This window comes from Actinacidiphila glaucinigra (assembly GCF_900188405.1).
GTDB classification, from domain to species: domain Bacteria; phylum Actinomycetota; class Actinomycetes; order Streptomycetales; family Streptomycetaceae; genus Actinacidiphila; species Actinacidiphila glaucinigra.
The window spans coordinates 36,007-60,477 of sequence record NZ_FZOF01000031.1 but is presented as its reverse complement, the minus strand read 5'-3'; the positions used below and the strand labels follow the sequence as shown (position 1 = coordinate 60,477).

The 24,471-nt window shown below is 72.5% G+C and carries 16 protein-coding genes and 2 pseudogenes; 6 read left to right on the top strand and 12 right to left on the bottom strand.

Translation table 11 applies throughout. From position 1 onward, the window contains the following. Window positions 1–193: 193 nt before the first annotated feature. The 5 genes and pseudogenes from rny to CHF15_RS37175 form a co-directional block, all read right to left on the bottom strand. The gene (gene rny / locus CHF15_RS37195; RefSeq protein ID WP_089228355.1) at window positions 194–1,681 is read right to left on the bottom strand and encodes a ribonuclease Y; all 1,488 of its coding nucleotides are present in this window, start codon (window positions 1,679–1,681) and stop codon (window positions 194–196) included. A 93-nt stretch (window positions 1,682–1,774) separates the two neighbouring features. Further along, a pseudogene (recX, locus tag CHF15_RS37190) lies at window positions 1,775–2,398 on the bottom strand (recombination regulator RecX); the annotation flags it as partial. Next, window positions 2,374–3,510: a recombinase RecA gene (recA, locus tag CHF15_RS37185; protein ID WP_089228354.1), complete on the bottom strand. Its 1,137-nt coding sequence runs from the start codon at window positions 3,508–3,510 to the stop codon at window positions 2,374–2,376. The pseudogene recX and the gene recA, both read right to left, overlap by 25 nt. Before the next feature lie 191 nt (window positions 3,511–3,701). Next, on the bottom strand, window positions 3,702–4,838 hold the full coding sequence (locus CHF15_RS37180; protein WP_089228353.1) for an AI-2E family transporter: 1,137 nt from the start codon (window positions 4,836–4,838) through the stop codon (window positions 3,702–3,704). A gap of 126 nt (window positions 4,839–4,964) precedes the next feature. Beyond that, the gene (locus CHF15_RS37175; RefSeq protein ID WP_018561797.1) at window positions 4,965–5,159 is read right to left on the bottom strand and encodes a DUF3046 domain-containing protein; all 195 of its coding nucleotides are present in this window, start codon (window positions 5,157–5,159) and stop codon (window positions 4,965–4,967) included. A gap of 355 nt (window positions 5,160–5,514) precedes the next feature. Between CHF15_RS37175 and CHF15_RS37170 the strand changes: the two genes are divergently transcribed. The 3 genes from CHF15_RS37170 to CHF15_RS37160 all read left to right on the top strand — a co-directional run bounded on the left by CHF15_RS37170 (window position 5,515) and on the right by CHF15_RS37160 (window position 9,936). Further along, window positions 5,515–6,096, top strand: a complete 582-nt coding sequence (locus CHF15_RS37170; protein ID WP_089228352.1) for a TMEM165/GDT1 family protein — start codon at window positions 5,515–5,517, stop codon at window positions 6,094–6,096. A 226-nt stretch (window positions 6,097–6,322) separates the two neighbouring features. Further along, the gene (locus CHF15_RS37165) at window positions 6,323–7,543 is read left to right on the top strand and encodes a PP2C family protein-serine/threonine phosphatase (RefSeq protein ID WP_089228351.1); all 1,221 of its coding nucleotides are present in this window, start codon (window positions 6,323–6,325) and stop codon (window positions 7,541–7,543) included. Between the two features lie 92 nt (window positions 7,544–7,635). Continuing rightward, window positions 7,636–9,936 carry a SpoIIE family protein phosphatase gene (locus CHF15_RS37160; protein WP_245939243.1) on the top strand — a complete coding sequence of 767 codons (2,301 nt, stop codon included), beginning with the start codon at window positions 7,636–7,638 and terminating at the stop codon, window positions 9,934–9,936. Here the strand turns inward: CHF15_RS37160 and CHF15_RS37155 are convergent, their stop codons facing one another. The 4 genes from CHF15_RS37155 to CHF15_RS37140 form a co-directional block, all read right to left on the bottom strand. Then, window positions 9,937–10,554, bottom strand: a complete 618-nt coding sequence (locus CHF15_RS37155; protein WP_089228350.1) for an HdeD family acid-resistance protein — start codon at window positions 10,552–10,554, stop codon at window positions 9,937–9,939. A 54-nt stretch (window positions 10,555–10,608) separates the two neighbouring features. Continuing rightward, window positions 10,609–11,025, bottom strand: coding sequence for an SHOCT domain-containing protein (locus CHF15_RS37150; RefSeq protein ID WP_089228349.1), 417 nt, complete (start codon window positions 11,023–11,025; stop codon window positions 10,609–10,611). A 95-nt stretch (window positions 11,026–11,120) separates the two neighbouring features. Continuing rightward, window positions 11,121–13,598: an ATP-dependent Clp protease ATP-binding subunit gene (locus CHF15_RS37145; RefSeq protein ID WP_089228390.1), complete on the bottom strand. Its 2,478-nt coding sequence runs from the start codon at window positions 13,596–13,598 to the stop codon at window positions 11,121–11,123. A 145-nt stretch (window positions 13,599–13,743) separates the two neighbouring features. Then, entirely contained in the window at window positions 13,744–16,368 is a 2,625-nt protein-coding gene (locus CHF15_RS37140) for a Pls/PosA family non-ribosomal peptide synthetase (protein ID WP_089228348.1), read from the bottom strand. 267 nt (window positions 16,369–16,635) lie between these two features. Between CHF15_RS37140 and CHF15_RS37135 the strand changes: the two genes are divergently transcribed. Next, window positions 16,636–18,540 (top strand): Na+/H+ antiporter NhaA, encoded by a 1,905-nt coding sequence (locus tag CHF15_RS37135; protein WP_378358333.1) that lies wholly within the window; start codon window positions 16,636–16,638, stop codon window positions 18,538–18,540. A 108-nt stretch (window positions 18,541–18,648) separates the two neighbouring features. Here CHF15_RS37135 and CHF15_RS46080 read toward each other — a convergent pair. Next, window positions 18,649–18,912, bottom strand: a pseudogene (locus CHF15_RS46080) (DUF418 domain-containing protein); the annotation flags it as partial. Between the two features lie 15 nt (window positions 18,913–18,927). Then, complete coding sequence (locus CHF15_RS37130) at window positions 18,928–19,707, bottom strand: DUF418 domain-containing protein (protein WP_245939242.1); 780 nt, start codon at window positions 19,705–19,707, stop codon at window positions 18,928–18,930. Between the two features lie 249 nt (window positions 19,708–19,956). On the opposite strand from CHF15_RS37130, the gene CHF15_RS37125 reads away from it, so the two are divergent. After that, on the top strand, window positions 19,957–20,622 hold the full coding sequence (locus CHF15_RS37125; protein ID WP_089228346.1) for a response regulator: 666 nt from the start codon (window positions 19,957–19,959) through the stop codon (window positions 20,620–20,622). Then, window positions 20,619–21,719, top strand: a complete 1,101-nt coding sequence (locus CHF15_RS37120; protein ID WP_089228345.1) for a sensor histidine kinase — start codon at window positions 20,619–20,621, stop codon at window positions 21,717–21,719. The genes CHF15_RS37125 and CHF15_RS37120 overlap by 4 nt, the downstream gene beginning before the upstream one ends. Here CHF15_RS37120 and CHF15_RS37115 read toward each other — a convergent pair. Beyond that, on the bottom strand, window positions 21,680–24,469 hold the full coding sequence (locus tag CHF15_RS37115) for a cation-translocating P-type ATPase (RefSeq protein ID WP_089228389.1): 2,790 nt from the start codon (window positions 24,467–24,469) through the stop codon (window positions 21,680–21,682). The two genes, CHF15_RS37120 and CHF15_RS37115, sit on opposite strands and share 40 nt — an antisense overlap. Window positions 24,470–24,471: the final 2 nt, after the last annotated feature.

Genomic DNA, 24,471 nt, shown 5'->3' with positions numbered 1-24,471 from the left:
GCCGGAGACCGGAGCGGCGCGCCCTGCGCTCGCGTGAGCGCTTCGCCGACCTCGCGGGAGTTGGCCGGCTCCGGGAGCAGTCGCACGCCGGGTCGCCGCTGGGTTCGCCGGTGACACCGGCACCGCGCGAGCGCTTCACGGCGGGCCCGGACGGGGTGCTGAGCCGTCTGTACGGGGCTTCGCGGCGGCCCGCTCAGCGGGCGAACTCCGTGGCCCGGGACTCCCGGACGACGGTGACGCGGATCTGGCCGGGGTAGGTGAGTTCCTCCTCGACCTGCTTGGCCACGTCGCGGGCGATGACCTGCGCCTGGATGTCGTCCACGTCCTCCGGGCGCACCATGACCCGGACCTCGCGTCCGGCCTGCATGGCGAAGACCTTGGAAACGCCCGTGTGCGCGGCGGCGATCTGCTCCAGCCGCTTGAGCCGGCGGACGTAGCTCTCCAGGGACTCGCGCCGGGCGCCGGGACGCCCCCCGGAGATGCCGTCGGCGGCCTGGGTGAGGACCGCCTCGACGGTACGGGGGGCGACCTCGTTGTGGTGGGCCTCGATGGAGTGGACGACGTCCTCGCACTCGCCGTGCCGCCGCGCCAGGTCCGCGCCGATGAGGGCGTGGCTGCCCTCGACCTCGTGGGTGAGTGCCTTGCCGATGTCGTGCAGCAGCGTGCCGCGCTTCGCCACGGCCGGGTCGACGCCGAGTTCGGCGGCCATCATGCCCGCGATGTGCGAGGACTCCAGGAGATGGCCGAGCACGTTCTGGCCGTAGGAGGTGCGGTAGCGCAACCGCCCCAGCAGCGTGACCAGTTCGGGGTGCATGTCGGTGATGCCGATCTCGGTGAGCGCGTCCTCTCCGTGGCGCACGCACAGTTGCTCCACCTCTGCCTGCTTGCGCTCGTAGACCTCCTCGATGCGGTGCGGGTGGATACGGCCGTCGGTGACGAGTGCGTCCAGGGCGAGCCGGGCGACCTCGCGGCGCACCGGGTCGAAGCAGGAGAGCAGAACCGCTTCGGGCGTGTCGTCGATGATGAGGTTGACTCCGGTGACGGCCTCGAAGGCACGGATGTTGCGGCCCTCGCGGCCGATGATCCGGCCCTTCATCTCGTCGCCGGGCAGTTGCAGCACCGACACCACGGACTCGGCGGTCTGCTCGGTGGCCACCCGCTGGATGGCCCCGGCGACGATCCGCCGGGCGCGTTCCTCACCGCGGTCGCGGGCGGCCCGCTCGATGTCGCGGGCGATCACCGCCGCCTCGCGCTTGGCCTGTTGCTCCGCGGAGCGCACGAGGTCGGCGCGGGCCTCGGCGGCGGTGTAGGCGGCGACGCGCTCCAGGACCTCGCGCCGCTCCTCCTCCAGCCGGCTGAGCTCGGCGCGGCGGCGCTCCAGTTCCTCGCGTTCCTCCGCCAGTTCACGGCGGCGCCGGTGGAGTTGCTCCGACTCGGCGTCGATACGGGCCTCCCGGTCGGCGAGCCTCTGCTCACGCCGCTCCAAGTCGGCCCGGATCTCGCGGACTTCCTCCTTGGCGGTGGCCCGGATCTCCCGGGCCTCACGCTCGGCCGCCGCCCTGAGCTGTTCGCGTTCCGCGCGGAGCCGTCGGAGCAGCACGCCGGCGGTGACGGCGACGACAACGGTGACGGCCACGGCCGCGGCCGTGAACACGGATTCGGTCCCCAGCGCGATGCCCATGGCACCAACTCCCGTATCTCTGAGGACGCGATCCCTCACCCGTTGTGAGGCTAGGTCGACTCAGAGGCACGGTCAAGGAACCTCAGCGAAGGTTCAGTCGGGCAGGTAGTACTCCAGCGCCTCCGGGTCCTCGCCCTCCTCCTCCAGGGCACGGCGGACCACCCTCAGGGCGAGCCCTTCCGCATACCCCTTGCGGGCGAGCATCCCGGCGAGCCGGCGGATCCGCTTCTCCTTCTCCAGACCGCGGGTGGCCCTGAGCTTGCGATCGACGAGGGCGCGGGCCGTCTCCTCCTCCTGCTCCGCGTCGAGCTGCCCCACGGCGTGGCCGATCGCCTCGGCGTCCACCCCCTTGGTGCGCAGTTCCTGGGCGAGGGCACGCCGGGCGAGGCCCCGGCCGCGGTGCCGGGACTCGACCCAGGCGTGGGCGAACGCCTGGTCGTCGATGAGCCCGACGTCCTCGAACCGTTCCAGCACCTGCTCCGCCGCCGCCTCCGGGATGTCCCGGCGGCGCATGGCGTCGGCAAGCTGCTTTCGGGTACGGGGGGTCCCGGTGAGCAGGCGCAGACAGAGCGCCCGCGCCTGCTCCACGGGGTCAAGCGGGCGCTCTTGCTCCGCCCTGGTCCCCTCCTGCCCGGGGGCGGGCAAGGAGGGGGAGAAGGAGTCACCACGATCCTTGCGCCGGGATGCCACCGTCAGGCCTTGGCGGCCGCGGCCTTGGTCGCCTTGACGGCCTTGGGCGCAGGGACGGTCGCGGCGTCGGCCTTGGCCGGGTCGGCCGCCGCAGCGGCGGGAGCGGTCGCGTCGGCGCCGGCCTCATCAGCCGCGGCCTCCGGCCGGACGCCGATGCCGAGCTTCTCCTTGATCTTCCTCTCGATCTCGTCGGCGAGGTCGGGGTTGTCGCGCAGGAAGTTGCGCGCGTTCTCCTTGCCCTGGCCGAGCTGGTCGCCCTCGTAGGTGTACCAGGCACCGGACTTGCGGATGAAGCCGTGGTCCACACCCATGTCGATCAGACCGCCCTCGCGGCTGATGCCCTGGCCGTAGAGGATGTCGAACTCGGCCTGCTTGAAGGGCGGCGCGACCTTGTTCTTGACGACCTTGACGCGGGTGCGGTTGCCGACCGCGTCCGTGCCGTCCTTGAGGGTCTCGATACGGCGGATGTCCAGCCGCACGGAGGCGTAGAACTTCAGCGCGCGGCCACCGGTCGTGGTCTCCGGCGAGCCGAACATCACGCCGACCTTCTCGCGGAGCTGGTTGATGAAGATCGCGGTGGTCTTGGACTGGTGGAGCGCACCGGTGATCTTGCGCAGCGCCTGGCTCATCAGACGGGCCTGCAGACCCACGTGCGAGTCACCCATCTCACCCTCGATCTCGGCCCGCGGCACGAGGGCCGCCACGGAGTCGATCACGATGAGGTCCAGCGCGCCGGAGCGGATCAGCATGTCGGTGATCTCGAGGGCCTGCTCGCCGTTGTCCGGCTGGGACAGCAGCAGGGAGTCGACGTCCACGCCGAGGCGCTTGGCGTAGTCGGGGTCGAGGGCGTGCTCGGCGTCCACGAAGGCGACCTTGCCGCCGGCCCGCTGGGCGTTGGCCACCGCGTGCAGGGTCAGGGTCGTCTTGCCGGAGGACTCCGGACCGTAGACCTCCACCACGCGGCCGCGCGGGAGACCGCCGACGCCGAGGGCGACGTCCAGGGCGGTGGATCCCGTCGAGATGACCTCGATGGGATCGTTCGGCCGATCGCCGAGGCGCATGACGGCACCCTTGCCGAACTGCCGTTCAATCTGTGCGAGCGCGGCGTCGAGCGCCTTGTCGCGGTCGGTTCCTGCCATGGGTTCCACCCTGGGTGTCTGAGTCGTTCGCTTCACGTCCATGACGCTACTGCCTGCCACTGACAACGCGTCCCGACGCCGCCCCCGGCCTGTGGACAACCCACGGGAGTCCGTGAAAACCCTTGGGAAACCGGGCCCGGGACATCCATGAGAATGGATGTTCGATTTTCGTGTCAAGCGACCCGCGAACCTCAGGCGCCCCCGTCGTCCGCCCCGCCCCGGCCGTCCCGCCGGTCCCGCCCCTCCCCGCGCGACCGCCACCGGAACAGCGGACGCCGCTGCGGCCCGTGCGCCCGCGGGTCCGTGACGGCGTACCGCTTCACGTACGCCCCGAGGAAGCCCTGCAGCGTCGCCGTCGCCGGGATCGCCACCAGCGCGCCCACCGCCCCCAGCAGCGCGGTGCCCGCGATCACCGACCCGAAGGCCACCGCGGGGTGGATGGCGACGGTGCGCGCGGTGATCCGCGGCTGCAGCACGTAGTTCTCGAACTGCTGGTAGACCACGACGAAGCCGAGCACCCACAGCGCGTCCCACGGGTCCTGCGTGAACGCGATCAGCATCGGCAGCGCCCCCGCCAGGTACGTGCCGACCGTCGGCACGAACTGCGAGACGACGCCGACCCAGACCGCCAGCGCCGGGGCGTAGGGCACCCCGATGACCACGAACAGCACGTAGTGGGCGACGGCGGAGATCAGCGCCATCAGGGCCCGCGAGTACAGGTAGCCGCCGGTCTTGGCCACCGCGATCTCCCACGCCCGCAGCACCTCGGCCTGCCGGGCCGGCGGCAGCACCGAGCAGACGGCACGGCGCATCCGGGGCCCGTCGGCGGCGAAGTAGAAGGTGAACAGGCCGATCGTCAGCACCTGGAAGACCCCGCCGAGGACCGTCGCCGACAGCCCCCACACGTTGCCCGCCTGCCGCTGCACATAGGTGCGCAGCCAGTCGGAGTGCAGCACGTTCTCCTGCAGCTTGCCGACGGACAGGTCGGTGCCGAAGGTCTGGTTGACCCACACGACCACGTCGTCGACGTACTCCGGCAGATTGCTGCCGATCGAGGTGATCTGGTCCACCAGCAGCGAGCCGAGCAGCACCACGAAGATCCCGCCCGCGGCGAGCACGACCAGGAACACCAGCCCGGTCGCCCACCCCCTGCGCATCCCGCGCGCGGCCATCCAGTCCACCGCCGGCTCGATCGCCAGGGCGGCGAAGAAGGCCAGCAGGATGTTCACCAGCAATCCGATGACCTGGTGGAACGCCCAGTTCGCCAGCTGGAAGGCGGCCAGCAGCGCGATCGCCAGCACCATGGCCCTCGGCAGCCAGCGCGGCATCGCCGAACCCCCCGCACCCTCCCCGGCACCCGTTCCGTGTCCCGGTTCCCCCGGGGGCCGCGGACCCCCGGTCGCCCCGGCTATCGTCTCGTCGCTTCCCGTCACGCCCTCAGTCCCGCCCCGTGCTCAGCGGCGCGAGGCCGGGACGTCGACGGCCGCGCACACCGCCCGCCAGACGTCCTTGGTCTCCCAGCCCTCGTCCAGTGCCTGGTGGACGGTCCGGCCGCCGAGCTCGGACATCACGTGGTCGCGCGCGAAGGAGTCGGCGTACGTCTCGCCGAAGTGCACGCGCATCCGTTCCCAGAACACCGTCAGCTTCATGCGCCCAGTATCCCGCGCCGCCGACCGAACGAGCGGGCGTCGCACAAGGGCGCACGCGTCCGCCGACCGGGACGCCCGGCAAGGGGGCGGCGGGGCCGACCGGGGCATTGGGTACACTGGGTGAAGCGAAGGGGAGTAGTCCCGCAATACCGGCTGGTCGACACACTGGACGTCCGTGGATGTCCCGGCCACCGGGCCGCCGCACCGGGTGCGGGGGTGGACGAGACCTTCGGCCAAGGCAAGACGTGGTCCGCACCGCCGTGCGGGCCGCTCCGTCGCGCCGGGCCGTTGGCGCTTCCCGTCGCCCCCTGGGTGCCGTCGAGTCCGCGGTCCGGCCCCAGCAGAAAGCACCGGAATGACCTTCGACCCCCTGGCGCTCGTCACCGCCTTCGGGCTGATCTTCCTCGCCGAGCTCCCGGACAAGACGATGTTCGCCTCGCTGGCGATGGGCACGCGCATGCGCCCGCTCTACGTCTGGTTCGGCACCTCGACCGCCTTCATCCTGCACGTGGCCATCGCGGTGGGCGCGGGCAGCCTGATCAGCATGCTGCCGAACATGGCGGTGAAGCTGGTCTCCGCCGCCCTGTTCGCCTTCGGCGCCGTGGTGCTGTTGCGGGGCGGGGGCGACGACGACCACGACGAGGCCGGCAGGACCGTGACCGGGTTCTGGCCGGTGTACTCCACCGCGTTCACGGCCGTGTTCATCAGCGAGTGGGGCGACCTCACGCAGATCACCACCGCCAACCTCGCCGCCACCAACGGCTGGCTGCCGACCGCGATCGGCTCGGCCGCGGCACTGATGTCGGTCTCCGCCCTCGCGCTGGTGGTGGGCCGGTTCATCGCCAAGAAGGTCCCGCTGAAGACCATCCAGCGCGTCGGCGGCGTCTGCATGGCGGGCCTGGCCGTCTGGACCCTGGTCGAGGCGTTCGCAGGCTGACGTACGCAGGCTGACGTCCACGGGTGACGCCCCGGACCTTCGGGCCGGGCGCACCGCCCACCGGCCCCACCCTTCCCCGTTTCATCCGCTTTTCCCGAACAGTGCCATTAAGTACCACGATGACCCGAGATGTTTGCGGGGCGTACATTCGGTGTATGCGATCGCCAGCGCTGGAGGACGGCCTTCGTGCTTCGGCCCCCGGACCCGTCGGGGACCCGGAGCCGCGATGAAGGACAGCCTCACGCACCGCCTGCGGCGGCTGCCCGGGCGGCGGGCGGCGCCGCACGGCTCAGGGCCCGGTCCCTCCTGGGTGACGCTGCTGACCCAGGGCCACGGGCCGCTGGCGCTGGCCCTGTTCATGATCATCTCCATCGTCGTCACCGGCTTCATACTGCCGCCCACCGAGCACCTGGCCTCGCTGATGGTGGTGGTCCCCGCCACCACGGCCGTGCTGGCGGGGCCGGGGACGACGACCCTGAGCGCCGCCTTGTCCTGTGTCGCGGCCTTCGTACTGGACGTGCACGACAACCTGCTGGGCACGTCCATCCCCGCCGTGCACCAGCTGGAGATCCTCCTCGTTTCGGCCTTCGTCATCGCCTCCCGCAGCATCCGTGACCGCAGCGTCAGGGAGCTGATGGAGGTGCGGATCGTGTCCGACACCATCCAGCGCGTCCTGCTGCGCCCGCTGCCCCCGCGCATCGGGCCGCTGCTCGTGCGGGCGGCGTACCACGCCTCCCATCCGTACGCGCAGATCGGCGGGGACCTGTACGCGGTGGCCAGGAGCGCGGCGGGGGTGCGCTTCCTGATCGGGGACGTCAAGGGCAAGGGGTTGCCCGCGGTCGAGGACGCGGAGGCACTGCTCGGGGCGTTCCGGGGGGCGGCCCGCCGGTTCGGCTCGCTCCCGGAGCTGGTGGCCGACCTGGAGCACTCGATACGCGGCCACTTCGAGGAGACGGGCCGGACCGACAGCGACGCCGTGGAACGGTTCATCACCGCGCTGGTCCTCGAGGTCCCCGACGACTGCGCCGAGATCCACATGGTCAACTGCGGGCATCCCCCGCCCTACATGGCACAGCGGTCCGGCACCCTGCTGCTGTCCCCCGCCACGCCCTCTCCCCCGCTCGGCCTGGGCAGCCTGGACGCCGGGGACTACATCGTCGACACCTTCCCCTTCGGCCGCGAGGCGACGCTGCTGCTCTACACCGACGGGGCCATCGAGGCCCGCAACGACGACGGCCAGTTCTACGACCTGGGCGCGCACGTGGCCACCTGGCCCGGCTCCCGTCCGGAGGAATTGCTCCAGCACGTACTCGACGGGCTCTCCCTGCACGTGGGCGGCGGCGCCATCAAGCTCGACGACGACATCGCCATGATCGCGGTGCAGTACGGCGACGGCTTCCCCTCGCCCTCCCCCGCCCCGTCCGACGAGCGGCTCCTCGCCTCCTGAGCGCGGACGCGGCGGCGGGCCTTCCCCGGGGGAAAACGCCGGGGTGCGGGGGCTGGTGGGGTGGGAGAGGGTGAGGTGGGAGGTGCGTGCGGATGGCGGGTGGCGGTGACGTGCTCCTGCTCGTCGACGAGGGCGGGCGGGTGGAGGAGTGGTGGCCGAAGGCCGAGGAGTTGTTCGGCCTGCCCGCCGACGGGGCCGTGGGACGGCCCGTCGCCGACCTCGTGCGCGCGCCCGGATCCGCGCTGGGCCGGAGCGAGCTGCTGGTCAGGCCGATCCTGCGCGGTACCTCCGTGCTGTGGGAGGTGCGCACGGGCGGCGACACCCTCGGCGCGCGGGACGCTGCGCTGCTGAAGGTGATGTTCTCGCAGGCCCCGGTGGGCCTTCACGTCCTCGACGACCAACTGCGCCTGGTACGGATGAACAGCGCGACGCGGGCGCTGCACGACGAGCCGCTGAGCCCCGGGCGGCGCTTCGGCGAGGTGTTCCAGCTGGACGACCCGGTGACGGAGGAGGAGGTCGCCCGGCGGGTGCTGGAGACCGGGGAACCGGTGCTGAACCGGCTGGTGCGCGGGGCGCTGGGCGAGGGCCGGCCGCACAGGCGCATGTACCTCACCTCCGTCTTCCGTCTGGAGGGACCGCACGGAGAGGTGCTGGGGCTGGTGGCCGCGGCCTCCGACGTCACCGAGCGGCAGACGAGCCGCCGGCGGATGACGGTCCTGGACGCGGTGCGCGAGCGGGTGGGGCAGCGCCTGGACGTGGTCGCGGTCTGCGAGGAGCTGGCGGAGGCGGTGGTCCCGGCGTTCGCCGGCATCGTGGTGGTGGAGGTGGTGGAGGACGTCGTACGGGGCGAGGTGCCGCCGCTGGTCCCCGTCGACCGCGACGTGCCGCTGCGCAGGGCCGCCTACCGCGGGAAGGTCTCGGCGTACCCGGTCGGGGACGTCCGGCACCTGCCGTACGGCACCCCGTTCGCCCGGGTGATGGCCGATCTGCAGCCGCGGCTCGTGCTGGTGGACGCGGACAGCATATGGCTGGCGGCGGACCCGGCGCGGGCCGACGCGATCCGCCGGCAGAACGTGCACTCGCTGATCGTGGCGCCGCTGGCGGTGCGCGGTGAGGCGCTCGGCCTGGTCAGCTTCTACCGGCACGACGACGAGGACCTCTTCGACGAGGACGACGTGCGGCTGGCGCTCGACGTGTGCACCCACGCGGCGCTGTGCATCGAGAACGCCCGGCGCTTCACCCGTGAGCGCACCATCGCCGCCACCGTGCAGCGCCGGCTGCTGCCGCAGCGGCCGGCGCCGCGGATCGCGCTGGAGACGTCCCACCTCCACCTGCCGGGGATGGAGGGCGGCGGTGCGTGGTTCGACGTGATCCCGCTGCCGGGGGCGCGCACCGCCCTGGTCGCCGGCGACGTCAAAGGGCGCGGCGTCGAGGCCGCCACCACCATGGGGCAGTTGCGGACGGTCATCCACTCCCTCGCCGCGCTCGACCTGCAGCCCGAGGAGCTGCTGGCACGGCTGAGCGACACCGCGACGCGGCTGGCCGAGGAGCGGGCGGCGCTGCCGGCCGGGGACCCCCTGCACCGCGAGCCACTGGCCGCGGAGTGCGTCATCGCCGTCTACGACCCGCTCGACCTCACCTGCACGATCGCCCTCGCGGGCCACCCGCAGCCGATCGCCGTCTTCCCCGACGGCGCGATCGAGTCGCTGCCCGTCTCCCCCGGGCCCCTGCTGGCGGAGACCGGCAACGCCCCCTTCTCCGCCACGACGGTCGCCCTCCCCGAGCACACCACCCTGTTGTTCGGCACCTCCGCGCTGACGGACCTGCTCCACCCGCGTTCCGGGACGCTGCACGGCCTGCTGGAGCGGTACGGCCGGGGCCCGCTGCAGGAGCTCAGCGACGCCTTCGCGTACGCCATCAGGAACGGCAGTCAGCCCGGGGACCTGCTCATGCTGCTCGCCCGCACCCGGGGGTTCCCCGGCGACCGGGTGCTGACCTGCCCGCTGCCGAGCGACGCGGAGGCGGCGCCCATCGCGCGGTCGATCGCGCGGCGCCGGCTGTCGCGGTGGGGGATCGACGAGGAGACGGCCTTCACCACGGAGCTGATCCTCAGCGAACTGGTGGGCAACGCGGTGCGGTACGGGGCCCCGCCCCTGCAACTGCGGCTCGTCCTGGACGCCACACTGACCTGCGAGGTCAGCGACGCGGGCGCGAGCGCGCCGCACCTGAAGCACGCCCGGACCCTGGACGAGAGCGGGCGCGGCCTGTTCATCGTCTCCCGCTGCGCCGACCAGTGGGGCACCCGCTACCACGCCGAGGGCAAGACCATCTGGGCCGAGCAGACGCTGCAGACCCCGGCGCCCGCGCAGACCGCCGACGACCCCGGGCCCTGATCACCCGGGCGGACGCGCCCGCGTCGGCGCCGGCCGTTTCGCGAGGGAGCGCAGCGCGAGGGCCGCCGCCACCTCGGCCAGGCCCAGCAGGACGAGCCACAGTCCGACCAGCCGGGCCAGCGCGACCGCCGACTGCGCGGGGAAGGCGAGCACGACGATCCCGGCGACGACCCCGAGCGCGGCCACCGCGAACGCCATCCCGCGGTGCGGCATGTCCCGTCCCGCGATGGCGATGAACCCCACGAGCAGCCCGGACACCAGCCAGTACGCGCCGAGGACGAGGGAGAGCACGGCGGTCGTCTGCAGCGGGTGCCGCAGGCACAGCACCCCGGCGAGCACGGCGACCACCGCGACGATCACCGCCGTCACCCTGCTGCCGCCGTCCTGGCGGGCGAACGCCGTGACGAAGCGGAAGACGCCCGCGAGGAGCAGGTAGAGGCCGATGACGACCGCCAGCACGTGCAGCGTCTCGTCCGGCCAGACGAGCACGATCACCCCCGCCACGAGCGTCGCGAGCGCGAAGCCCAGGGACCACCCCCAGGAGCCGCCCAGTCTGCCGAGCACCTCGTCGGGGTCGGCGGGCGCCTGCGTCGTGGTGTGTCCGTACGGTGCGTTCATGGTGTCTCCCGGCGCTGCGCGCGGCGGCGTGCGCCGCCGCGCGACGAGGACGGCTCAGTGCAGGACCTTCTCCTTGAAGCGCTGGAACTCCTCCTCCGTCAGGTCGCCCTTCGCCTTGAGCTCCGAGAGCTTGGCGAGCGCGTCGACCCCGCCCGCCGCCGTGCCGCCGCCGGCGGTCTCGCGGACGTACTCGTCGAACGCCTTCTGGCGGTTGCGCATCTGCTCCGCCTCGCGCCTGCCCATGCCCGAGCCGCGGAAGAGCAGGTACGCGAGGATCCCGATGAAGGGGAGGACGAGCACGAAGAGCAGCCATGCCGCCTTGGCCCATCCGTTCATGCCGTCGTCGCGGAAGACGTCCATCACGACGCGGACGATGAGGAAGATCCAGATGACCCACAGGAAGATCCACATCATCGTCCAGAACGCGCCCAGGACCGGGTAGTCGTAGGCGAGGTACATGTGACCGGTCATTTTCCGTCTCCTCCCGGCGCCCGCCCCGTACGGTTCCGGGGAGGGCGCGGGCCCGGGGGCGGATGCCCGCCCGTGAGCTGCCTGATGAGCCGGCGTCAGCCGTCCGACGCCGCGGCCTCCTCGGCCGTGTCGTGCGCTTCGCGCTCCTGGAGGCCGAGGGTCAACTCCCCGTCCCTGACGTCGGCGACGACCGTGTCCCCGGGGTTGAGGGTGCCGTCGAGCAGCATGTTGGAGAGCCTGTTGTCGAGTTCGGTCTGGATGGTGCGGCGCAACGGACGTGCGCCGAACTCCGGTTGGTAGCCCCGGTCGGCCAGCCACTCCTTGGCGGCCTGGGTGACCTCGAGGCCGATCCGCTGGGCGTGCAGCCTGCGGCGGCTGCGCTCCAGCAGCAGGTCGACGATCTGCACGAGGTCCGACCGGGTCAGCGCGTGGAAGACGATGATCTCGTCGATACGGTTGAGGAACTCGGGCCGGAAGTGCGCCTGGAGCTCGGCCATCAGGTCGTCCCTGATGTCGTCGATCGCCCCTTCGTGGTCGAGGATGTGCTTGGAGGCGATGTTGCTGGTCATGATGACCACGGTGTTCCGGAAGTCCACCGTGCGGCCCTGGGCGTCGGTGAGGCGCCCGTCGTCCAGCACCTGCAGCAGCAGGTTGAAGACGTCCGGATGGGCCTTCTCGACCTCGTCGAACAGCACGACGCTGTACGGCTTGCGGCGCACCGCCTCGGTGAGCTGCCCCGCTTCGTCGTACCCGACGTAGCCGGGCGGTGAGCCGACGAGCCGGGAGACGGTGTGCTTCTCCTGGAACTCGCTCATGTCGAAGCGGATCATGCGCTCGGGGTCGCCGAAGAGCAGCTCCGCGAGCGCCTTGGCGAGTTCCGTCTTGCCGACGCCGGTCGGCCCGAGGAACAGGAAGCTGCCGGTGGGCCGGTCGGGGTCGCCCATGCCGGCGCGCCCGCGGCGCACGGCCTGGGCGACGGCGTCGACCGCCTCGTCCTGGCCGATCACCCGCCGGTGGAGGTCCTCCTCCAGCTTCATCAGCCGCTCGCGCTCGGTCTCGGTCAGCTGGGAGACGGGGATGCCGGTGCGCGCGGAGAGCACTTCGGCGATGTCCTCGGCGGTGACGCCGGGGGTCTGCTCCCGTTCCCCGGCGAGCGCGGCGAGTTCGTTCTCCAGCTCCCGGATCCGCTCCTTGAGGCCGCCGGCGCGTTCGAAGTCCTCGGTGCTGACGGCCTCGTCCTTCTCGCGGCGGAGCTTGGTCAGGCGCTCCTCCAGCTCGTCGGACGGGCCCGGGCCGCCCAGGGAGCGCAGGCCCACCCGGGCGCCGGCCTGGTCCATGAGGTCGATGGCCTTGTCGGGCAGGAAGCGGTCGCTGATGTAGCGGTCGGACAGGGCGGCCGCGGCGTCCAGCGCCTCGTCGGTGTAGCGCACCTGGTGGTGCGCCTCGTAGGAGTCGCGGAGCCCGCGCAGGATCTCGACCGTCTCGTCGACGGAGGGCTCGGGCACCATCACCGGCTGGAAGCGCCGCTCGAGGGCCGCGTCCTTCTCGATGTACCTGCGGTACTCGTCGATGGTGGTGGCGCCGACCACGCTCAGATCGCCGCGGGCCAGGGCGGGTTTGAGGATGTTCCCCGCGTCCATGGCCCCCTCGCCGCCCGCCCCTGCGCCGACGACGGTGTGGAGTTCGTCGATGAACAGGATGACGCTGCTCTTCGCCGCGGTGACCTCGTCGATCACCTTCTTCAGGCGTTCCTCGAACTCCCCGCGGTACTTGGAGCCGGCCACGAGTCCGGCCAGGTCCAGGCCGACGACCCGGCGGTCCCGCAGGGCCCTGGGCACCTCCCCGGCCACGATCCGCTGGGCGAGTCCCTCGACGATGGCGGTCTTGCCGACGCCGGGGTCGCCGATGAGCACGGGGTTGTTCTTGGTCCGCCGGGACAGCACCTCGACGGTCTGCTCGATCTCCTCGCCGCGGCCGATCACCGGGTCCAGCCGCCCGCCGCGCGCCTCCTCGGTGAGGTCCCGGCCGTACTCGTCCAGGGTCGGGGTGTCGGTCGGCGCGGACCGGGTGCCGCCGCCCTTGCCCGCAAGGGCCGTGGGATCGGCTCCCTCGGAGCGCATCTCCAGGCCGGAGCGGGGGTCGTCGGAGAGCGCGGCGAGGATGTGCTCCGGGCCGATGTACGAGGCGCCGGCGGCCTGGGAGCGCGCGTGGGCGGCGAGCAGGGCGCGTTTCGCGGCCGGGGTGAGCGCGGGCTCCCCGCCGCCGGTGCCCGAGGGCAGGACCGCGGCCACGTCCTCGGCCAGCCGGTCGGGGTCCATGCCCGCCTGTTCCAGCAGTTGCCGGCCCGCCGGTACGCGCGTGGCCGCCCACAGCAGGTGCTCGGTGTCGAGGTCGGCGCCGTCCGCGGCCGCCCTGCTCGCGGCGGCCGCCAGCAGTTGGTTGGAGGAGTCGCTGAGCAGTCGCCCGATGGGGACGCGCTGGACGGCGGGTGGTGATGCCGCCGGACTCATCCCGAAGAAGCGGTTGAAGAGATCGGAGAACGGGTCGCCGGACCCGAAGGGGGAAGTCGTCACCTTGCCCACCCGTCCGGCGGGCACACAACGGCTGAGTGGCGCCCGCCGTAGTCGATTTGCCCGTACTCCACCAGTGTTGGCCCGATCGGACGCGCGTGCCACCGCAGTGCCCGGACGGTGACGCAGCGCGGCCCGGCGCCGCCGCTCAGCCGGTCCTGGTCCGGGCGGTGTCCGCGTCCTCGCGGTGGGCCGGGGGCACCGGCAGCTCGTCCGGCATCTCCCGTGCGGGGTTGCCCGCCCAGTGCGCCCCCTGCGGCATCTCCTCGCCCTTCATCAGGAAGGAGTCGGGCGCGAGGACCGTCCCGTCGCCCATCGTCACGCCGTAGTGGACGAGGGCGCCGACGCCGACGGTGCAGCCGGCCCCGAGGGCGCTGTGGTCGGACTTGAAGGTGCCGTCCTCCTGGGAGTGGCACTGGATCCGGCTGCCCTCGTTGAGCACGCACCCATCCCCGATGGCGACCAGGGAGCGCTCCGGGAAGTAGCAGCCGTCGTCGAAGACCCGCCGGCCCATCCGGACGCCCAGCCAGCGCCAGATGACGCCCTTGAAGGGCGTGCCGTTGAAAACCATGATCGCCTCGCTCACGCTGGTCACCTTCCAGTACCGCTCGTGCTGCCAGAAGGGGCGTTCGTAGATCGAGCAGTACAGCGGCCGCAGCCCCCGGAATCCGGTGGCGATGCGTTCGGAGAGCACCATGTCGACGACGGTGAAGGCGAGGGTGAGGACGTTGGCGAGGGCGATCACCGACAGGCCGAGCACGGAGTACAGGTCCGCGGCCACCGACACCACGAGCGCCACCCAGAAGAAGAAGACCCACCGTGCGAGCAGGTGCAGCGCCATGGTGGAGACGTTGTGCTTGTTCTTGGCCGCCAGACGGCGTCGGAAGGTCTCGCCGTCCTTGAGGTGGTCGAACTTGCTGTCGCGCAGGACGGACCGCGGGATCTCGAAGCTGGGCGAGCCCAGCAGGCCGACGCCCTCCCTGACCTTTCCGTCCACCGGGACCATGACCTTGGTCGCCAGCAGGCAGTTGTCCCCCGTCCTGCCCTGCGACGGGTAGGCCACGTAGTTGCCGACGAAGTTGTGCGGCCCGATGGTGACCCGCGAGACGCAGAAGGACGAGCTGGAGAAGTCGGCGTTGATGATCGACAGCCCGTCGGCCACCATCGTCCCCCGGCCGACGGAGCTGAGGAACGGGTTGTCCTGCTTCATGATCGTGCCGAAGTTCGACCCGGTCTGCTCCACGTGCGAGAGCCGGTAGCCCAGGCCGCCGAGGTAGTGGACGATCGCCGAGCTGTCGCCGAACAGGGTCTTGAAGAAACGCCGGTTGGTCAGGAAGCCGATGGTCCGGTGCATCCCGTACCGGAAGCCGAACAGGGGGTAGACCGTGTCCGGTCTGACGGCGAGGTTCAGCACGCGCGGGACCGTCACCGTGAACAGCAGGCCGAGCACCACCGCGCCGAAGAACAGGGCGATCGAGGTGACCAGGGCGTCGGCGTAGAACCCCCAGGTCGTCAGCGCCGTGGGGCCGGGCTCCACGAGCGAGGCGAACTGCGGCACGGCGGCGAACAGCAGCACCGAGCCGGCGACGGCCAGCGGCACGTAGACCAGGACCGCTCCGAGCAGCTGCGAGACGGAGTAGCCCGCCCTGCGTGCGGCGCCGCAGCGGGCCGGTCCCACGGCCCGGTAGTCGACGTCGGCGGGCTGGGCCGGGGACCCGTGCCAGTGCTCGCCGTCGGGCACGCGCTGGCCGGCGTGGAGCGAGGAGGCGTGCCCGAGCTGGGTCCCGTCGCCCATGACCGTGTCGATGTCGATCACCGTCACCTCGCCGACGAGCACGTCCTTGCCGAGCGTGACGGGGCCGGTCCGGATCACCCCGGACTCGGCGCGGTAGCCGGAGAAGAACACGTCCTTGCGGATCACCGTGTCGTCGCCGATGGTGAGCAGGTCGGTGCAGATCGGTACGCGCCGTGACAGGACGGTGACGCGGCGTCCGATTTTCGCGCCGAGCGCCCTCAGGTAGAGCGTGTACAGCGGCGACCCGTGGAAGAACACCAGCGGATCCGACCGGATGAGCGTCTTGACGCACCAGAAGCGCAGGTAGTCCATGCTCCAGATGCGGATCTGCCGGGGGCGCCACCGGCCGACGAGCACCCACTTGGCGACGACGGGGAGCACGCACACCGCGGCGAAGGCCACGCCGCCGAAGGCGATCGCCCGCAGGTAGGTGTCGACCAGGCCCGAGGCGCCGGCGATCCAGTCCAGGCCCTTGGTGAGGACGAGGGCGGCCCCGAAGGAGTACGCCACGAAGAAGGCGAGCTGCAGCACCGCGCAGAGCACGTAGTGCGGGGTGCCGGTCGGCGGTCCCGCCACCGACCGAGGCACCGCGGCCCGTACCGGACCGGACGCGGTCGCGGTCGCGGTCGCGGTCGCGGGGACAGCGGTGGCGGCGGTGGCGGCGGTGGCGGCCGGCGGGGTCTCGTCGAGGGCGGCGGCCAGGCTGCGGACGGTGGGATGGCGGTAGATCTCCTTCATCGACACCGACGGTGCGTCCGGCCGTTTCCTCAGCCGTGCGCAGAAGTGCGCCATGACCAGCGAGTCGGCGCCCAGGTCGTCGAAGAAGTGGCTGTCGACGCGGACCTGATCGGCGTGGACAACGCCGGCCAGGGTCTCCGCGAGGATCCTCTCGGTGCCGGTCCCGGGACCGGCGCGATCACCCCCGATGGTCGGGGCCTCATCCTCGCGCCCGCGGACCTCGGCTGATTTGTCCACCATGTGATCCCCTGAGGGTCTACGACCATCCGCGGCCCAGCGGCCCGCTGCCACGAGGTCGTGGGCGCTTGTCCGGCCGTACGGGAAGAAGTCGTCTCCTTGCAGTCTCGAACGTCCGGCGCCGGGGCGCCAACCGCCGGGCCCGCGACGGGCGGAGCGGTCACCGTGCGTAGGGTGCGCGGGCCCTGCGCAGGCCCCGACGGGAACGCCCGCCCGCCCCTGGCCGCTGTGCGACAGGCCGCCGTCGCGGGCTCGTGCCACGATGTGCGGGTGAGCGCGTTCTCGTCACTGCAAGCAACGGGGCAGACTCCGCGCCGCCCCGGCGTGACCACTCCGCGCCTGCGTTTCCTGCGCACCGAGACCGCGAGCGCCGGTTTCCTGCTGGCGGCCACCGTCATCGCCCTGGCCTGGGCCAATCTGGCGCCGGAGAACTACGAGTCGGTGTGGCGCACGCAGCTGTCGCTCACCCTGGGCTCGCAGGGGGTGTCGCTCGACCTGCGGGAGTGGATCAACAGCGGGCTGATGACGCTGTTCTTCTTCATCGTCGGCCTGGAGGCCCGCCGGGAGTTCGACCTCGGCGAGTTCCGCGAACGGGCCCGGATCACCCTGCCCACGATGGCCGGACTGGCCGGCATGCTCGTACCGCTCGCGCTCTACCTCGCGTTCACCCACGGCACCCCCGAGGCACGCGGCTGGGGCACGGTGATCTCCACCGACACCGCGTTCGCGCTCGGGCTCTACGCCCTGCTGGGCCGCAGACTCCCCACGGCCACGCGGGCGTTCATCCTGACCGCGTCCGTCGTCGACGACTTCATCGCGCTCGCCGTCATCGCCTTCGCCTACACCAGCGGCATCTCCTGGCCGGAACTGTTCGTCGCCATCGGCATCTTCGGCGTCGGGCTCGTCGCGTCCAACTCCGTCGTGCGGGCCTGCGGCGAGTTCCGCGGCGCCGCCTTCGCCCTGACCGGTGTGGCCGTGTGGTTCGCGCTGCTCGGCTCCGGGGTGGACCCCGTCGTCACCGGGCTGGCGCTCGGTCTCATGGCCTGCGACCACCCGGCGCGCGGCGCCGACCTCCGCCGGGCCAGCACGCTCTACCTGCGTTTCAGGGAGCAGCCCACACCCGAACTGGAGCGCAGCGCCCGGCGGGGCCTCGCGCTGTCGGTGTCGCTCAACTCCCGGCTGCAGGAGCTGTTCCGCCCCTGGACCAGCTATCTGATCGTCCCCGCCTTCGCCCTGGCGAACGCCGGCATCACCATCGACGCACGGCAGTTGACGGCCGCGTTCACCTCCCCCGTCACCTTGGGCATCGTCGTCGCCTATGCGGTGGGCAAACCGCTCGGCATCGTGGGCGCCTCCGCGCTGACCACACGGCTCAGCCGCGGGCGGCTGCGCCCGCCGGTCGGCTGGGGAGCGGTGACGGCCGGCGGCACCATCTCCGGCATCGGCTTCACCATCGCCCTGCTCATCGCGGCCCGCGCGTTCGAGGGCGGCCGGCTCGCCGAGGCGAAGGTCGGCATCCTCGCCGCGGTCATCCTGTCCTTCCTGTTCACCTGGGGTGTGACGATGGTCCTGTCCCGGCTGCCCCGGGCGGTGCGCCGGCGGGCGCTGCTCGGCAAGGCGCAGCAACTGGAGGACCTGGCCGTCCCCGTGGACCCGGAGCGCGACCATGTGCGCGGCCCGCACGACGCCCTGGTCACCGTCGTCGAGTACGGCGACTTCGAGTGCCCCTACTGCGGTGAGGCGGAGCCCGTCATCCGCGACCTGCTCGCCGACTTCGGCGACGTACGGTACGTCTGGCGCCATCTGCCGCTCGCCGATGTGCACCCCCACGCCGTCCAGACCGCCCGCGCCGCGGAGGCCGCGGCCGAGCAGGACCGCTTCTGGGAGATGCACGACCAGATCTTCGCCCACCCCCAGGCGCTCGACGTCCGCGGACTGGAACGGCTGGCCACGGCGGTCGGGCTCGACATGGAGCGCTTCCGGCACGATTTCGAGACCCGCGCCGTCGCCGTCCGGGTCGCCGAGGACGCCGAGTCCGCGGACCTGAGCAATGTGTCGGGCACGCCGACGTTCTTCATCAACGGCCGTCGCCACTACGGCGCGTACGACATCGACAGCCTCTCCGCCGTCGTCCGCGGCGCCCTGGAGCGCGCCAAGGCGGCCCTCCACCACTGACGCCCTCCGGGCGCTGCCGTACCGGGACCGTGGGCTCCCGGTACGGCACGTGTGCCGGCGCTGGGCGGCCCCGGCCTCGCCCGGGGCCCGGTTCCCGGCCGGGCGACATCAGTTGATGAGGCGGGCGGGCAGCGTGACGGAGTGCAGCGCGTACTCCAGGGGTCCGCGCCGGAAGACGCGCGTCCACAGGAGGGCGGCCGCCATGGCCGTCGCCGTGAAGCAGAGCCACAGCGCGACGGCGCCGGTGTAGGAGCGGTCCTCGTCGTCGAGGCCGAGCGCGCTCAGGGCGACGATGTGCCCGGCGTAGGCGGTCAGCGAGACCGAGCCGACGGCGGCGACGGGTGCGGCCGGTCGGCGCGGCCCCGTCGAGCGGCCGACGAGGGCGAGTCAGCCGGCGAGCACGAGGAGGGCGACGCCGGTGTTGCCCGGGATCGAGAAGGTCGTCTGGCTGTGCGGGGCGGCCACGAGCAGCAAGGCCGGGGTGGTGTCCCCGGGGGGAGCCGACGGCGTCGGACCACCAGGCGGCCGCCGCCGGGCCGCCACGGACGGGGGCCCGGCCGCGGTGAGGGCGGCGGCGCGGACGGCCGGCCGGGACCGTACGCCGGGGCGGCCGAGGTCGAGCCGGGCCACGGCCATGCCGGCGACGATGAACGGCAGCCAGGTGAGCACCGGGTGGTCGCCGGTGACCACCAGGTCGAGAAGGCCGTCGCCGCCGCTGATCCGGGCCGGCGGATCGTGGTCGGCGAGGGGTGTCGGCCCAGCCTCCGCCGTGGGCCGCCGCACGGAGCGGGTACAGCACCTGGGGCAGGACGAGCGCGCCCGCAGCCGGCGCAGCGGAAGCGCCAGGGCGAGGGCCAGGCCGTAGTAGGCGAGGATCACGTCGACCGAGGTGTCGAGGGCGGTGAGCGCCCCGCCCAGGGCCACGAGGGCGGCGGAGCGGATCAGCACCCGGCCGGCGGCCTTCCGTCCCGCACGCCCGGTCCGGGGCTCGGGCCGGCCGGTGAGGATGACCGGCGTGAACCCGGCTAGCAGCGCGAACAGCGCCGAGGAGCGGCCGCGGGACATCTCCGCCGCCCAGCCCACCGGCCCGCCCCCGGGAGGGTCGCGTCCCACGTGGGACCCGTACATGCCGAGCACCGCCAGTCCGCGGGCGAGGTCGAGCGCCACCAGGCGCCCCGTCGACGGGCCCTGCCCCACCGCGCGCGCCGCTGCCCGCGACGCACCCGGTGTTACGTTGGTCTTGGCTCCAGGGTTGTGGAAACCGCCCGCGGCCCCCCATCCGGAAGTCGTCCGGAACCGCCTCCGCCTTCTGACCCCCGCTCGCCCGTCACCTGGCCGGACGCGGCCCGGTGCCCTGCCGGACGGCCCGCGGCGTGGTAGGAATCGGGCAGGGGTCCGGTGGTGAGTGGAGCACGCGTGATCCGGGTATTGGTGGTCGACGACGAGGCCCTGATCCGTACGGGCTTCCAGCGCATCCTCGACGCGGCGGACGACATCGAGGTCGTGGCTGCGGTGCCCGGCGGGCAGGCGATCCGTACGGCGCAGGAGTCCCAGCCCGACGTCGTCCTGCTGGACATCAGGATGCCCGACGTGGACGGCCTCACCGTCCTGGCCGGGCTCCGGCGGCTGCAGCAGCCTCCGGTGGTGGCGATGCTGACGACCTTCGACATGGACGAGTACGTGGCGACGGCGCTCCGCTCGGGCGCGGCCGGTTTCCTGCTGAAGGACACCGACCCCGAGGAACTGCCGTTCCTGGTGCGGACCCTGGCCGACGGCGGCGCCGTGCTGTCGTCCAAGGTCACCCGGACGGTCGTGGACGGGTACCTGGGCTCGGGCCCGCAGGAGTCGGCGACCCGCGGCGTGGCCCGGCTGACCGACCGCGAGCGCACCGTGCTGCTCCTGGTCGCCGAGGGCCTGTCGAACGCGGACATCGCCGGGCGGATGCATCTGGGGACGGGCACGGTGAAGGACCATGTGAGCGCCATCCTGACCAAGCTGCAGGTGGGCAGCCGGGTGCAGGCCGCGCTGCTCGCGGAGCGCGCGGGGCTGCTCAAGCGGCCGCAGGACGGTGAGGGCGGATGAGGTTCCGGCGTCCGTCTCCCGTGGTGGTGGACCTCGTCGTCGTCGCGGTCGCGCTGTTCGACATCTGGGTCAACGTCGACCCCGCGGAGCCGGTGCGCCTGGGCTGCGCCCTCGGCGGGGCGGTGGCCCTGCTGCTGCGCCGGCGCCTGCCGCTGATCACCTTCCTGCTGGCGCTGCCCGCCGTGCTGGTCTCGGACGCGGCCTTCGCGACGCTGGCCGCGCTGTACACCCTCGCCTCGCTCACCCGTCGCCGGTGGCTGCTGGCGGGGTGCGCGCTGGCCTTCACGATCGCGGACATGGCGCCGTGGCCCGCGCCGAAGTTCGACCTGTCCGAGCCCTCGACCCTGATCACCCTGAGCTACACGGCGGCGACGGCCGCCGCGCCGGTCTTCCTCGGCCAGCTCGTGCAGGCCCGGCGGGACCTGTCGTTGCGGCTCGCCGAGATCTCGGAGGCCCGCGACCACGAGCGGCTGCTCACCGCCCAGACCGTGCTGGCCAAGGAGCGCGCCCAGCTCGCCCGGGAGATGCACGACGTGGTCTCCCACCAGGTCAGCCTGATCGCGGTGCGGGCCGGGGCGCTCCAGGTCGGCACACAGGACGCCGAGGTCAAGGAGGCCGCGGCGACGATCCGGCGGCTGAGTGTGCAGACCCTGGACGAGCTGCGGCACATGGTCAGCGTGCTGCGCGCCGCCGGCGGCCGCCCCACGGAGCTCACCCCGCAGCCCTCCCTCGCCGAACTGGAACGGCTGGTGAGCGGCAGCGGCATCGAGGCCGAACTGCAGCCGGACCTGCCGGACGGTCTGCCGCCGACGGTGCAGCGCGCGGTCTACCGCACCGTCCAGGAGGCACTGACCAACGTGCGCAAGCACGCGCCCGGGGCCTCCGCGCGGGTCCGGATCCACCGCCAGGGCGGCACCGTCCGGGTCACGGTCACCAACACCGCCCCCACCCGGCCCGCGCTCCCGCTGCCCAGCGCCCACTACGGCCTCGTGGGCCTGCGGCAGCGCGCCGCGCTGCTCGGCGGCACCGTCACCTCGGGCCCGACGGCCGACGGCGGCTACGAACTCAGGCTGGAACTGCCCGCCGCGGGCAGCTGAAGCGGCGCCGCCCGGCCGCGCGCCGCGGCCGCCGCCCGTGCCCGGCGGGCCACCAGCTTTCCGAACTCCCACAGGAGCAGCAGGACGACGGCGGACAGCAGGGCCCAGCCGAACTGCCGCAGGTTGATCTCGGTGGTGCCCAGGATGCGGCGGAAGCCGTCCATCTGCGTCACCAGCACGGCGAGGGCGAACTCCGACAGCGCCGCCCAGTTCATCTGCTTGCTGTCGAAGGTGGCCGTGGTCAGGACGGACGCGGTCTCGCTGCGGCACTCGAACGCGGCGACGATCAGGCAGAGCGCGAAGGCGGTGAAGGCCATCGAGTTGCCGACGGCGGCGCTGTGGAAGTGGCTCTCCCCCACCTTGATGAGGGCCAGCAGGATCACGGTGATCGCCAGCCCGCTCAGCCCCACGGTGATCAGCACCGGCCTGGTCAGCACGGACTGCCCGCGGGGCCGGGGTGTGCGGCGCATCAGGCCCGGGCTCTCCTGGTCGAAGCCCAGGGCGAAGCCGAAGGGGGCGTTGACGACGAAGTGCACCCACAGGACCTGGGCCGGGGTGAAGGGTTCACCGGCGGCGATGTTGAGGAGGGTCGCGCCGAGGAAGGTCAGGACGAACGTGACCAGCAGCAGCAGGACGAAGCGGATGTACTTGGTGAGGTTGTCGTAGAGCTTCCGGCCCTCCTCCACGGCGTGGATGATCGTGGCGAAGTTGTCGTCGGAGAGGATCATGCGGCCGGCGTTCTTGGCGACGTCGGTGCCGCTGCCCATGGCGATGCCGATGTCCGCGGCCTTGATGGCGGGGGCGTCGTTGACGCCGTCGCCGGTCATCGCCACGACCTCGCCCTTCTTCTTCAGGGTGTCGGCGAGCAGCACCTTGTGCTCGGGCGCGACCCGTCCGACCACGCCGATGCCGTCGATGCGGGCGAGCCGTTCCTCCTCCGGGAGCGCGGCGAAGTCCGCGCCGAGCATCGCCTCGCCGGGGATGCCGAGCTGCCGGGCGATGGCGGCGCCGGTGGTGACGTCGTCGCCGGTGACCATCCGGACCCTGATGTGGGCGGCCTGCGCGTCGGCCACGGCGTCCCGGGACTCCTCGCGGGGCGGGTCGATCATGCCGACGAGGCTGGTCATCCGCAGGTCGGTGACAAGGGACAGGAGGTCGCCGGCGGGGTCGAAGCCGGCCGGGTCCAGGTCGCGGGTGGCGGCGGCCATGACGCGGCGTCCCTCGCCGCCCATCCGCTCGGTGGCGCCCTGGGCGCGCCGGCTGAGGTCGTCGTCCCAGGGGACGGTCGTGCCCGCGGACAGGGCGGTCGCGGCCCGCGCCATCACGGCCGGCGCCGCGCCTTTCACGAAGCACCTCACGACCGGGCGGCCCGAGGCGTCGGTGGCCGAGTGGAAGGTGGCCATCAGCTTGTAGTCGGGGTCGAAGGGCAGGGTGGCCAGCCGCGGCAGCCGCTCCCGGGTGGCCTCGATGTCCAGCCCGGCCTTGTGGCCGAGGACGAGCAGCGCTCCCTCGGTGGGGTCGCCCACCACCTTCCCGTCCACCAGCTTCGCGTCGCTGGCCACCACGTACGGCAGGATCGCGTCCTCGATGCCCGCCGAGGAACCCGCGGCGTGGTGGATCCTGCCCTCCAGGCCGTAGCCGGTGCCGGAGACGGTGTAGCGGTCGGTGGGGCTGACCACCTCGACGGCCGTCATCTGGTTCAACGTCAAGGTGCCGGTCTTGTCGGAGTTGATGGCCGAGGTGAAGCCGAGGGTCTCGACCGAGGGCAGTTCCTTCACGATCGCGTTGCGCCGGGCGAGGTTGAGGCTGCCGACCGAGAGGATCACCTGCGTCACCGTGGGCAGCGCCTCGGGGATGGCGGCGATGGCCAGCGAGACCGCGCTGACGAACAGTGCGTCCCACTCCTGGCCGCGGGCGCGGCCGAGGGCGAACATCACCACCATCGTCAGCCCCGCGGCCGCGGCGATCCACAAGGTGAGGTCGTCCAGCTCCTTCGTCAGCGGCGACTGTTCCTTGGGGGTGGCCGACAGCATCCCGGAGATCTTGCCCAGCTCCGTGCCGGCGCCCGTGCCGGTGACGATCAGGACCCCGCTCCCGTGCGTCACAGGGGTGTTCATGAAGGCCATGTTGGTCTGGTCGCCGGGCCCGACGGGGGCGGCGCCCGCGGGCAGGGTGCCGGCGTCCTTGGCGGCGGGGACGCTCTCGCCGGTCAGCGCGGACTCGTCGATCTGCAGGGCGTTGGCCCGGACGATCCGCCCGTCGGCCGGGACCTGGTCGCCCGCGGCGAGGAGCACGACGTCGCCCACCACGACGCCCTCGGCCGGCACCTCCGACTCGGTGCCGTCGCGCCGTACCCGGGCGGTCGCCTTCATCATCGACTTCAGGGCGTTCATCGCGCTCTCGGCCTTGCCCTCCTGGCGGAGCCCGACGACCGCGTTGAGCAGGGTGAGCAGGACGAGCAGGATGCCGGTGGTCCACTGGGCGATCAGGAAGGAGACGACGGCCGCGGCGACCAGGATGATCTGCATGTAGCTGCGGTACTGGCCGACGAAGCGCCGCCACGCGGGCGGCGGCTTCTCCTCGGGCAGCGCGTTCGGACCGTGCGCCGCGAGCAGTTCGGTCACCCGGGCCGTCGGCAGGCCGGCGTCCGGGTCGACCTCGAACGCCATGGCGACGTCCTGCGGGGACCGCGCGTACCAGCCTTCCGGGGACGCGGGGCGTTCCCCCTCCGGGGTGGGCTGCACCGTCATCG